This is a genomic window from Clostridiales bacterium, from assembly GCA_012512255.1.
Taxonomy (GTDB): Bacteria; Bacillota; Clostridia; order Christensenellales; family DUVY01; genus DUVY01.
Genome location: JAAZDJ010000082.1, coordinates 1 through 12,038, shown reverse-complemented (window position 1 = coordinate 12,038; position 12,038 = coordinate 1). Strand labels below are relative to the sequence as shown.

The 12,038-nt window shown below is 41.4% G+C and carries 10 protein-coding genes; 2 read left to right on the top strand and 8 right to left on the bottom strand.

Annotated elements, in window-relative coordinates; genetic code table 11:
- From GX756_04385 to yicI, 3 genes are read right to left on the bottom strand one after another with little or no spacing between them, the layout of a single operon-like run.
- A complete protein-coding gene (locus tag GX756_04385) occupies window positions 1–1,281 on the bottom strand; it encodes an alpha-L-fucosidase (GenBank protein ID NLC17098.1) in 1,281 nt (426 codons plus the stop codon).
- Entirely contained in the window at window positions 1,281–3,278 is a 1,998-nt protein-coding gene (locus tag GX756_04380) for a cellulase family glycosylhydrolase (protein NLC17097.1), read from the bottom strand. The genes GX756_04385 and GX756_04380 overlap by 1 nt, the downstream gene beginning before the upstream one ends.
- A 56-nt stretch (window positions 3,279–3,334) precedes the next feature.
- Entirely contained in the window at window positions 3,335–5,623 is a 2,289-nt protein-coding gene (yicI, locus tag GX756_04375) for an alpha-xylosidase (protein ID NLC17096.1), read from the bottom strand.
- Window positions 5,624–6,040: 417 nt separating this feature from the next.
- Here yicI and GX756_04370 point away from each other — a divergent pair, with 417 nt between their 5' ends.
- Complete coding sequence (locus tag GX756_04370; GenBank protein NLC17095.1) at window positions 6,041–6,376, top strand: hypothetical protein; 336 nt, start codon at window positions 6,041–6,043, stop codon at window positions 6,374–6,376.
- Window positions 6,301–6,876: a helix-turn-helix transcriptional regulator gene (locus GX756_04365; GenBank protein ID NLC17094.1), complete on the top strand. Its 576-nt coding sequence runs from the start codon at window positions 6,301–6,303 to the stop codon at window positions 6,874–6,876. Before GX756_04370 ends, GX756_04365 begins: the two co-directional genes overlap by 76 nt.
- Before the next feature lie 237 nt (window positions 6,877–7,113).
- Here the strand turns inward: GX756_04365 and GX756_04360 are convergent, their stop codons facing one another.
- The 5 genes from GX756_04360 to GX756_04340 form a co-directional block, all read right to left on the bottom strand.
- Window positions 7,114–7,995 carry a DegV family protein gene (locus GX756_04360; protein ID NLC17093.1) on the bottom strand — a complete coding sequence of 294 codons (882 nt, stop codon included), beginning with the start codon at window positions 7,993–7,995 and terminating at the stop codon, window positions 7,114–7,116.
- A 152-nt stretch (window positions 7,996–8,147) separates the two neighbouring features.
- Entirely contained in the window at window positions 8,148–9,137 is a 990-nt protein-coding gene (locus tag GX756_04355) for a hypothetical protein (GenBank protein ID NLC17092.1), read from the bottom strand.
- 74 nt (window positions 9,138–9,211) lie between these two features.
- On the bottom strand, window positions 9,212–10,603 hold the full coding sequence (gene dnaB / locus GX756_04350; protein ID NLC17091.1) for a replicative DNA helicase: 1,392 nt from the start codon (window positions 10,601–10,603) through the stop codon (window positions 9,212–9,214).
- A 228-nt stretch (window positions 10,604–10,831) separates the two neighbouring features.
- Window positions 10,832–11,803: a hypothetical protein gene (locus GX756_04345; protein ID NLC17090.1), complete on the bottom strand. Its 972-nt coding sequence runs from the start codon at window positions 11,801–11,803 to the stop codon at window positions 10,832–10,834.
- Window positions 11,800–12,038, bottom strand: a 239-nt coding sequence (locus GX756_04340) for an oligoendopeptidase F family protein (protein NLC17089.1), incomplete at its 5' end; no start/stop codon positions are given. The genes GX756_04345 and GX756_04340, both read right to left, overlap by 4 nt.

The following is a 12,038-nucleotide window of genomic DNA, read 5'->3' as shown; positions in this document are numbered from 1 at the left end:
TTAATTTTTTAGTTCTATTTTTAAAACGGTTATATCCTTGTATTTAGACGGCGCTATGTCCACAAAAGTATATTGCGGATAATTGGCCGCCACCCATTCGGTCATAATATTAAGCTCGCTAAAATCGTCAAGCATGGTAATTCTTTGGATATCTTTTCTATCTATTGACGGCAATAAAAGCGGACCTATGGGGCGTTCGTAGACATGCGCGAAGATAATATTGTCTTTTTTGGTGTATCTGCCCCATTCGGGCTTGGGCAAGCCGCTGTCTGCGCAGCCGTATATGCTGTCGCCGTAAATTTTAAGCCATGCGCCTATTTTGCGCAGAATTTCTACGCACTCTTGCGAAATATTGCCTCTTGCGTCCGGCCCGACATTGAGTATCATATTGCCGCCTTTGGAAACCGCTTCGGTCAATTTTTTTATTAATAAATCGGCGCTTTTATAGTTTTTGTCCGCCGCGTTGTATCCCCAGCTTTCGTTCATTGACACGCAAATTTCCCAAGGCACATGCTCGCCTGCCTCGTTTTTGAGCGCCTGAGGCGGCATAAGCTGTTCGGGACAGGCAAAGTCGCCGCTAAAAACCTGGGGGTTTTGGCCCATAATGCCGCCTAAGTTTTCCCCCGAGGCGTCAAGCCTGCTGTTTATCAAAATCTCAGGCTGGTAAGAATAAATCATCTTTACCAGCTCGCTTGCCCGCCAATACTCGCCCCTGTATTTGCCATAAGAAAAATCAAGCCACATTAGGTCAATCGTGCAGTAGTTGCTGACAAGCTCTTTAACTTGGGCGTGCATATAATCCAAATATTTGGAAAAATCCCTCGGCGTGTCGTATTTTGGGTTGTCGCGCATGGGGTGAAACGGGTCTTTATATGCGGGATAATGCTCGTGACGCCAATCCAATAAAGAATAATACAGCCCCACTTTCAGGCCTTGGACCCTGAACGCGTTTAAAAATTCTTTGACTACATCTTTTTTGAGCTTGGTATTGGTTATTTTGTAGTCGGTGAATTTGCTGTCAAACAAGCAAAAACCGTCATGGTGTTTTGCCGTCAATACGGCGTATTTCATTCCGGCTTCCTTGGCGCATTTTGCCCAATTATGCGCGTCAAAATCAACGGGGTCAAACATCCCAAAATACTTATCATAATCTTCATCGGAGATTTTTTGGAGGCTTTTTATCCATTCGCCTTTTGCCGCAACGGCGTAAAGCCCCCAATGAATAAACATGCCAAACCTAAGGTTCCTAAACCAAAGACTTTTTTCAAATCTTTTATTCATCAATCAATTTTCTCCAAACACCTAAAGCTGTAAGGCTCTATCTCCACTGTTCCCGATACTTTGGCTGATTTTTCCACATCTAGATATTGTCCGTCTAGTTTTACTTCGCCTTTTTGGCAAAATAATTCAACAATACAATAGCCCGTCCTGCCGCCGTTTTTTCTTTTGATTGCCAAAACATTGGAACTGGTCTTTATTTTGGGCATGCAATCGGCTTTTTTTAGATAGGTTTTTATTAAGGCTATTAAATACTCTTGCTCGGGCATTGCGCCCATTACTACTATTTCGCCTTTGCCTACCTGGCAACCGACTATGGCGGCTTTTTGGTCTATCGCCGGACTGGGCGAATGATAGCGGGCGATAACTTTATGCTCGGGTCTGGTCAAAAAGACATCGTTCCAAATACTCGTTTTGCACAATGTCCCGTCTTCAAACTCAATGGAGTTTTCCAAGCTTGTGGACGGGATTTGATAAAGGTTTTGTATGCCCGTAAGGTCTTCTATAAACCCGAACACAGAATTTCTATACTTGGCGTAATAGCGGTTGCGTATATCGGTCAGCGGTCCGGCTATCCAAATTCCGCCTTGTTTAATCCATTCTATCAGCCTAAAAGCGAAATCGCCTTCTTCTATTGATATTAAAAAGGGCGAATATAATACTTTTATGCCGTTCAAAGAATTATTGGGATTATGGATGCCCGGCACGATGCCTGCTTTTAACAAAGGGTAGTAACATTTATTTATAATATTTTCGGTATAGTTAAATCCCGCCGCCACTTTTTGACCTTCAAAGATATTATAGGCGTTGCTTGAAAAACTCATCGCAAACTCGGCCTTTTCAAGCTCCAACTCGGTCAAAAATCGCTTGCATCTTTCCAAAGTCTGCGCCGCTTGCACGGTCTCGTCAAAAACATGAACGGGCTTGCCTTGGGATGTTATAACCGATGAATGCATAAGCTCGGGACCAGCGTAATGCGCCCTGAACAGCCAATACAAATTCATCTCGCCCCCGAACGCGAAAGGAATCAAAGTGTTTATATAATTATAGCCTACGGGATAAAAGTTAGGATTGACGCTGTTTGCGCCGTTGGCGGTGGTGGCTGTCTCGGTGTTCCAAAACGGCCTGTCTTTTAGGCGGGCCATATAATCCATCCAAAACGCGCATTCATAAAAATTTTCCTTGGAATGATAATGGTTAATCATTGCCACATCCAAGTTTTGATTGGTTATGTAATGGTCCTGGCTTGCAAATGTCATCATGTCCGTTCCGATTGGAACTTTGACGCCGTTTTCCCTTAATATATCGGCTTGGCGGGATATGAAGTTAGCGTTGCTGCGCATTTGGAAATCTATATATTCGGTTGTTAAAGCGGGATGGGAACCCCACTCTTTGATTTTGGGATATTCTATCTGGTCAAAAGCGCCATATTCTATGCTCCAGATTCTAAGCGCCATTTGCCTGTTGAGATTGTCTATTGTTTTATATTTATTCTCAAGATGTTTATAAAACTCCTTCATGCAAAAATTGCAACGGCATCCCTGACGCCACGGATAAATTTCGTTATCTATTTGCCAGCCTATTACAGCCTCGTGGTCTTTAAAATATTGCGCCATCTTGGAGACTATTTTTTTAACATATTCGTTAAAAATCGGGCTATTCGGGCAGCCGTGCCCGCGCCCGCCGTGAACGGCGTATGAGCCGTCGTCATCGCGCCTTAAAATTTCGGGATGTTTTCTGGTTAGCCATATAGGAGGCGTATTGGAAGGAGTGCAAAGGATACTATAAATGCCGTTTTGATACAGCTTATCAACTACTTTTTTTAGCCATTCAAAATTATATTGTCCCTCTTGAGGCTCAAACACGCTCCAAGCGAACTCGCCCATCCTCATAACATTAAGACGGGCTTTTTTCATGTATTCTATGTCTTGGTCAATCGTTTCAAAATAATAAACCTCGGGATAATACGCCGCTCCTAAATACAAATTTTTTTTGGACATCGCATTCCTCTTAATCCATTATTGCAGATAGTTAAGTTTTTGTAAAGAGCCTTCTTTTATAAAACGACCTTTATGTTGTTTGACTTTGCCTCAAGCATCAAACCGCGCTCCGAAGCCTTTGCCTGCGCGCCCTGGACCTCGGCGTTTGTTATTCCGTTGAGAAGTATGTATTTAACATCGCCTTGGGTTATTATATTGATAACATTCTGATCTCTTTGCGCGCTTACTTTGGCCTGCCGTTTTTGGTCATAAGAGCTTACCACGCATTCCGCGCGGGATTGAAGGTTAAATATCTCATATACCGTATCGGCGATATAGTCGTAATCGGGTCGGTCATTGACGCTGCCTTTTGGGATAATGCTATCGGGACGAACATACATGGGCAGCGAGAAAAAGTCATACTGCTTTTTATACCATTTGCCGCCTTGAAGTCTTTCGCAGCTTAGGTAATGGACCCATTCGCCTTCGGGCAAATAAAACTCGCACCAATTATCTTTGGATAGCACGGGCGCTACCAAGATATTTTTGCCGAACATGTATTGTCTATCCAAATATTTGCATGTGGGCTCGTCAAACTCAAAAAACATCGGGCGCATAATAGGCGTGCCCTTTTGGTGCGTTATTATGGACGCCTGATATATGTAAGGCATCAGCGAGCATTTAAGATTGGTGAAAAACCTTAATACATCGCAGGCTTCCTCGTCATAGTCCCAAGGCACTCTATAAGAGCCCGAGCCGTGCAGCCTGCTGTGCGACGATAAAAGTCCGAAAGCGACCCATCTTTTATATATATCGGGCGGCGAATTATTTTCAAACCCGCCTATATCATGGCTCCAATAGCCAAAACCGCTGCACATCAAAGACAGTCCGCCTCTTAGGCTTTCGGCCATTGAATTATATGTGGAATTGCAATCCCCGCCCCAATGGACTGGAAATTTTTGCCCGCCGGCGCAAGCGCTTCTGGCAAACACTATGGCCTCGCTTATGCCTTTTTTCCTTTGCAATAATTCAAACACGCAGGCGTTATACAAATAACTGTAATAATTATGCATTGCCCTAGGGTCCGAGCCGTCATAATAAACCGCGTCTTCGGGAATTTTTTCGCCAAAATCGGTCTTAAAGGCGTCCACGCCCATATCTATCAATTGCTCAAGTTTGTCCGAATACCATTTGCAAGCCTGTGGATTGGTAAAGTCCACTATCGCCATGCCCGCTTGCCATTCGTCGCGCTGATATACCCGCCCGTCAGCGCGCTTTAAGAAATAGCCGTTTTTTAGGCCTTCTTCAAACATCTGCGTTTTTTGGGCTATATAGGGATTAATCCAAACGCATATTTTTAGGCCTTTTTTGCGAAGCCTGTCAAGCATGCCTTTAGGGTCAGGAAAAGCATCCTTATCCCATACCAAGCTGGTCCATTCAAACTCTTTCATCCAGAAACAATCAAAATGGAATATGCTCAAAGGAATTTGACGCCTTTGCATTTCGTCTATAAAGAAATTAACCGTTTTTTCGTCGTAATTGGTCGTAAACGAGGTTGACAGCCAAAGCCCATACGACCATGGCGGCAACAACGCGGGTCTGCCGGTTAGCTGGGTGTATTTGTCCAAAATATCGGCGGGCGTTTTGCCGTATATAATTACATATTCCAGCTCTTCATCGGCCACCGAAAATTGAGTTTCTTCTACCTTCTCGCTTCCTATCTCAAACGAGACAAGGTCGGGAGTGTTGACAAAAATTCCATAGCCCTTGCTGCTCATAAAAAACGGCACATTTTTGTAAGACATATCGCTGGCCGTTCCGCCGTCTACGTTCCATATATCTATGGACTGGCCGTTCTTGATAAAGGGCGTAAATCTCTCGCCGCCGCCGTAGATGCACTCGCCCACATCAAGCTCCAAGCCGTTGACCAAGTATCTGGTTTTGGTGTGTTTATCCGTCATTATTGACAAAGATTTGTCCATGTAGCCCGTAAGTTTTTTATCATCCGCAAAAAACGATATATTAAACGGCTTTTTTTGGGCGCGCATAGTAAGGCTGCCCGAGGTCAATTCCGCGCCGTTTTCGTTTATACGGATGTCTATATTTTTGAGTTCCCATTCAAATTTTTTGATATTTCTCTTGCCGCCTTTGTGTCCGATTAGCCTTATGCTTATGCAATCTTGGAGCGGAGAATACGCTTCTATGGTAATAAGACCCAAATTAAGCGTATGGTAACGAAATTCAATGGTTCTAAACGGACAATACATAGTCAGCAAGTTTTGGGATTTTCTAATATCCCTGATTTCTCTCGCGTATTCAGCATTAAAATTTTCCTTAACCGTCCAAAGTCCTTCCGTAAATTTCATGCTATCCCCTTTTATAATATTTTTTAAAAAGGCTAAAGGGCAAAAATTTTTTGCCCTATACCTTTTTATTAAAAATCAAACTTATAAAAAATAATTTTCATAGCTATACGATTTTAATTTTTTTGCCAATTTTTGTTCTAACATGAAGCGCCATTGTTAATTTAGGCATCTTATAAAGCGATTTATAATTAAAATATTATCATAATTTTAATAGATATTACAATTTTTTTGATATATTTACCAATATTATTATAAAATTTCCCTATTGACAAAACAATTTAAAATATATTAATATTGTATATAAAGATTATAAAGTTTCTTTACCAAAAAATATATGTCAATTATTTTAAAGTTAAGCCAAAAATTGCTCTTAAAAGATTTTTAGCCGACGTCCTTTGGTTTTGGGGGAGAGAGAAAATGAAAGAAGAAATGGTCAATTCAATGTATGAATTATTGAGAGATCGCGGCAACGACCTTTACATACAATACGCCGATTTTGACCATTGCGACGTGCATTTTCATCAATGCATAGAACTTGCCCTTTTGGAAGCGGGCGAGATGGTGATCACTGTCAACGGCAAAAGCGAAGCTTTTAGAAGAGGGCAAAAAGGCTTGGCTTTTATCGCAAGCTACGATGTGCACCATATTTTACGCTCCGATGACAGCAAAATTATTGTTTGCATTATCCCGGCTTTTTTCTTGAAAGGTTTTTTGAGGCGGCAAACGAACTTAATTATCAAAGCTGTTTTATAAAAGACCAAGAGTTTATTGAAAAAATTTGGATATTGCTCAAAGAGTTAATGGAGCATAAAAAAAGCAACCTCTTGCTGGTAAAAGGCATAATTTATACAATTTTGGGGCATTTGATTGAAAGCAAGATGTTAAAAACCGCCAATGTGCCTGCGCCCAAACAATTAACCCAAAAGGTCTTGGAATATTTAAATAATAATTTCAAATCAAAAATTACATTGGAAACTTTGGCCGAAGAATTTAATTATAGCAAATATTATTTTTCCAAGATTTTTAACCAATATTTTGCGTGCAACCTTTCAACCTATATCAATATGTTAAGGGCGACATATGTCGCCGCCCAATTGAACGAAAACTCCGCGCAAAAAAATATAGTGGAATTGGCTTTTGAGGCGGGGTTTGACAGCATGAGAACATTTTATCGCAGCTTTTATCAATTGTTCAAAACAAGTCCCAAAAACTTTAAAAAACAGATGTATTGCCAGCAAAAGGCAAGCAAATAAAATTAGGCATATCTTTTGAATAAAAATTTTTTTAAAAAGAAAAAGACGAAGCGGCTTATTTCTAAGCCGCTTCAAATATATATGATAAGGGGGAAAATGATGAGCTATTTTTTTAATGTCCATACCAACTAGCTTACGACCCAAATTATAATATCAATTCAATTTCTTGTCAACTCTTTTGGGTGACTTTATTACACAATTTTTAAACAAATGTGTAACAAATTTTCCAATTGTTTTTTAGGGGTCAATTTCTATTCTTTTTTCGCCTTCAAAAACCAACCCGACCGTTCCGGGCCCGGTATGCGTTCCTATAATCGGCCCTATGTAACCTATCTTTACCTCTTTGACCAAGTTTTCTTCCAATAACATATTTTGGAGTTCTTGGGCGGTCTCAAGATCATCGGCGTGCGCGATATAGGCCTTGGATACATCTTTTTTGCCGTATTTTTTGAGCGCGTTGACAGCGTATCTTAATGTTTTGGCCATGCCCCGTTCTTTGTCAAAAGGAACCAATTGTCCTCTGTGGTTGATAATTATAATAGGGCGGATGCCCAAAACAGTGCCTACCATAGCGACAGCGGGGCTTATCCGTCCGCCTCTTTTTAAATGAAACAAATCTTTGGCGAATATAAAGTGATGAAGCGTGTTAATAATTTTTTCTAAATGCTCAGCTGTTTCTTGGGCGCTTTTACCCTCGTCTCTTAATTGGCGCGCCACGTCCAGCACATATCTTTGGCCTTGGGTCGCCGCTTTTGAGTCAATGGCGTAAACTTTGCGGTCGGGGTATTTTTCCATTACCTCTTTCGCGGCCAGTTTGGCGTTGGCGGCCGTATTGGAAAGCCCGCCCGATAAAGCGATGTGGACAATGTCGCCCTTTTCTTCTTTTATTAATTTTTCAAAATATTCGGCCGTTTCAAAGGGCGATAATTGCGCGGTTTTGGACATTTTTCCCGACCTTAAAATCTCGTAAAAATCCTTATACTCTTGATCGCTGTCGTAGTGATCCCTATATTCAACATCGTCAATAATATAAGCCATGGGGATATATTTTATGTTGTGTTTTTTTAGTTCGCTTTTATAGCAATCGCAGCAAGAATCCGAGGAAAGAATAAAACTCATTTTTCGACTCCTTATAACAAAAAATATTTGATAAAAACTCTATAAATATAATATTTTTTTGATTTTTTTGCAATAATATTGCGTAAAAATTTTTATTTAGGATTTTTTTACCAAAAAAACATCCCTTAATTTATAAGGGATGTTTGTTTTGTTTACTCATTTATTTGTTCCCAATCGTCAAAGTCTTCCCAATCTTCGCCGCAGCAGCAGCCGTCGTCATACTCAAATATATCTTCGTCTTCATAAACATCGGTAAAAATTTTGAGTTTTTGTTCTATATCCTCTTCGTCGTCGCCTTTGGGCTGGGCAATGTCCTTATATATATGCCAAACTTCCGTATATTCCTCGTATTCTTGAGGCGGTATTATAAGCAAAGGCGTCAAAGATTCTATTTCAATAAAGCGGTCATTGGTGTAGGTTTCAAAGTTGCAGTTGAAGTTTGGATACAGCGCGTTTTCAAAAAAAGGAAATTCCTTGACCACAAGGTTGTTATGGTTAAAATACGCCGCCCAGCCCCTATGGCAGGTAGTTCCGATTTTGAACGCCTCTTTTTTGTTTGTTTGTTTGACGGTAATATATTTTTTGCCCCAATAAACTCTTGGATCGTTCATTGAGCTATACGGCCATATTGCTACCGCTCTATTGGCCACAAGACCCGTGTCATGATTGGAATTGGGCACGACCAGCAACCCGCCTGTGTCAAACATTGTAAGCCCCCACAGCGCGAGTTCCACGTCAAACATGCCGTGGTTGGTTATGCGATGGTCCACATAAACCGTTCCGTCCTCGTCCATAGTAATTCGCATGGATTTGGATAGTTGGGTCTTTTGTTCGATCGGGGCGCGCAAAATCATGCCGTCTTCCAAAATACGAAATTCTACCAGATTGTTGTCGGGCTGATATGTCCGTATCGGGTCTTCGGGCGCGTGCCATAGCCTATGCCCGCCATAGCCTACAAACTCTTGCCCGCCTGTCTTGCCCGCGGTCTCAGGAAACACCGCCATATGATTTTTGCCGCCGTCTATTGTATAGCTTATTATCCTAGGTCCGATATCGGTCGTGACAATAACTTCCACTTCGCCGTTGGTAACGCTTATGCAGTTTTCCCAACCTTGAAAACTTTTTTTGCTTATCGTTATCATACTTATTTATTCTCCTGTTTTGATATTTTACTTTTTTATTGTAACCAAACCAGCGTTTTACTTACATCTTATTTTTAGGCGTCATAAAATCTGACATATTCGCCCTTATAAATAAGTTTTGCCTTGCCCGTGCGCCCGTTTCGGTGCTTGGCTACGATAAGGTCAATTTCTTGGGGCTCGGAAGACGATACGATTTCATCGTCTTTTTTGACGCGGTGTATAAACATAACGATATCGGCGTCTTGTTCAATAGCGCCCGATTCCCTTAGGTCCGAAAGCTGGGGCGCGCTCTTGCGCTCTTCGCTCTTTCGGGATAGCTGGCTCAAAAGAAGTATGGGCACATTGAGTTCTTTTGCCGTTATTTTCAAAAACCTGGTGATATCCGCTACCTCTTGGGCGCGCGTGTCAAAACGCTCTTTGTTAGGGGTGATAAGCTGCAAGTAGTCAATCATCACCACATCCAGCCCCTTTTCTTTGCGTATCCTTAGGCACTTGTTTAAAATATCTTGGGGGCGTATGTAAGAGGAATCGTCAATATATAATTCGCATTTGTCCAAAAGCTTGGTCGCGGCGAAAACCTTGGTCCATTCTTCCGCGCTTAAAGCGCCTTTTGACGCGTTGGTCATAGAAACCTCGCCCACGGAACAAATAAGCCTTTGCATCAGCTGTTCTTTGGACATTTCCAAAGAAAAGACCGCGCAATGAAGCTTGGGCTTTTGGCCGTTTGTTATTTTTCTGTTCACATTCAAAGCGATATTGGACATTATATTCATGGCAAGCGCCGTTTTGCCCACGCCGGGCCGGGCCGCTAACAGTATAAGGTCGGAAGGGTGAAGGCCGTTGAGTATATTGTCAATGCCGACATAACCCGTAGGGATCCCCGACCTGAATGCCGGGTCTTTTAGCTCGTCCAGCTTTTTCAAAACAGGCATAGTCAATTCTTTGACCTTGACAAGCTCGTTTCTGTCTTGTTCTTTGTTGATATCATACAAAGCGCTTTCGGCGTTTGCCAATACCCTTTCGGCGTCCTCGTTTTCATAAGCCTGTTCTACCGCGTAAGAACAGGTCTCAATAATCCTTCTTAGCATGGCTTTGGATTTTACTATTTCAGTATGCTTTTTGAAGTTGGCCGAAGTGGGCACAATGGACGCCAAAGCGCTTATGTATTGGACGCCGCCCGCAAGCTGCAACTGCCCCATGCGCTCAAGCTCGTCCGTTAATGTGATTACATCCAACGCGGTATTGACATCGGGACGGGACAGGACATTTGCCATCGCCTCAAAGATTATCTGGTGGGCTTCTGAGTAAAAGCAATTTTTGTTAAGCTCTTGGATAATATAAATCGCCGCGTTGTTGTCAATCAGCATACAGCCTAAAACCGCCTGCTCGGCGTCTAGATTATGCGGCATCCTGCGCGTTGCGGCCAAAACGCTCCTTTTGTCTGTATTCTTGGCGCGAGTCGCCATATCCCCTCCCTAAAAAATTTTTAGTCAATTTTTATTTATTATATCATAAAGAATATTAATTTTTGGCGGATTTGGATTTTAATTTTTTGTTTAAAAACTTTTATATTAAATTTTTAAAATATATTAAATTTTTAAAATTTGCGACCAAAAAATTTTCATCGCCCAAAAAATTTCTTGGCTAAAAAATTTTGGGCGACTTTTATTAAACAAGCTATCAGCTGCAATATTTTATTTATATTCGTCCCCAAAAACCGAGGGCGGCGCTTTGGGCGGAGGCGGAATTATGGGCTCTATTTTGGGGCGGTGTTTTTTGGATATTAAAGCGACCACTACCATAATACCCGCAAACACAGCCGTCAAGCCCAGCGCCAAAACATTCCAGCCTACGCTGTTGGGTTTAAGAACAACCAAAGTTATCTCCTCGCCTATTGTGTCGTTGTTGTGTTCCCAAATTAAATATGTGTAATATTCATCCCTTTCAGTTTTATGGGCCGAGTTTTCCAATCTGCCTCTTGAGTATGACAACACAAAGCGGTAAAGGATCTGGTCGGCGTCATCTTTGGGGATTTCGTGAAAAGTTTCCCTAAAGCCCGCAAAAACCGTATTGCCTTGCGAATCTTTCAGCCCGAGCATAAATATTTGGGCAAAATCCAACTTGCCTTGGGCGTCGGCTTCGGGATACAATTCGCCGTCATATAACTCATGCCATTTTTCTTTTACTACCAAAAGGGGCGATTGCATCTTTTGGATTAATCTATAATAAAAAAATCCCTTTTCCACTTGGTAGTAAGGTTTGTCTTGTTCGTCGTCGCTAATGCCGTAGAAATCATAGTAAGCCTGCTGATCTTCAAAGGTTTGATCAAAAGTTATAATGGAATTTTCTTGGTCAAAATTTAGATAACATTTAAAACCTTGTTCCTCATCGCCAAAACTAAGCGAATTTCTTGTTAACTCTGTTTGAGTAAACGCTTTGCCGCTATATAAGCCAAAAAACGCAAACAAAAATCTTTTCATTTGTTCCGCGGTATATTGTTCCGCGGTATAATTGTATTGCGCCAAATACTCCTCATCCAAATAGATTTTGTATTGTTGGGTCACAGAGTAATCAAAATTTTGTGAAAGCGTGTATTCTATTTCGCCGCAACCAAAAAAGCTAAGGCTTATGACGATAATAAAGAAGCTAACTAATATTTTTTTCATAATAATTTTTCCAATTCTTTCACCGTGTTTTTAAACACAGTCATAGCATTATTATAAGGCTCGGGCGCGGCAAGGTCAACATTCAAATCTTTCATAATCTCGTAAGGTGATTTTGAGCCGCCGGCCTTTAAGAAATTCATATATTTATCCAATATGCCTTTTTCGCCGTCCAATATTCTTTGGGATATATCTATTGCGGAGGTTATTCCGGTGGCGTATTTATACACGTAAAAAG

Excerpts from the sequence above, each read along its gene's own strand:
- GX756_04385 (NLC17098.1), bottom strand. The coding sequence starts at position 1,281 with ATGAATAAAAGATTTGAAAAAAGTCTTTGGTTTAGGAACCTTAGGTTT.
- GX756_04380 (NLC17097.1), bottom strand. The coding sequence starts at position 3,278 with ATGTCCAAAAAAAATTTGTATTTAGGAGCGGCGTATTATCCCGAGGTT.
- yicI (NLC17096.1), bottom strand. The coding sequence starts at position 5,623 with ATGAAATTTACGGAAGGACTTTGGACGGTTAAGGAAAATTTTAATGCT.
- GX756_04370 (NLC17095.1), top strand. The coding sequence starts at position 6,041 with ATGAAAGAAGAAATGGTCAATTCAATGTATGAATTATTGAGAGATCGC.
- GX756_04360 (NLC17093.1), bottom strand. The coding sequence starts at position 7,995 with ATGAGTTTTATTCTTTCCTCGGATTCTTGCTGCGATTGCTATAAAAGC.
- GX756_04355 (NLC17092.1), bottom strand. The coding sequence starts at position 9,137 with ATGATAACGATAAGCAAAAAAAGTTTTCAAGGTTGGGAAAACTGCATA.
- dnaB (NLC17091.1), bottom strand. The coding sequence starts at position 10,603 with ATGGCGACTCGCGCCAAGAATACAGACAAAAGGAGCGTTTTGGCCGCA.
- GX756_04345 (NLC17090.1), bottom strand. The coding sequence starts at position 11,803 with ATGAAAAAAATATTAGTTAGCTTCTTTATTATCGTCATAAGCCTTAGC.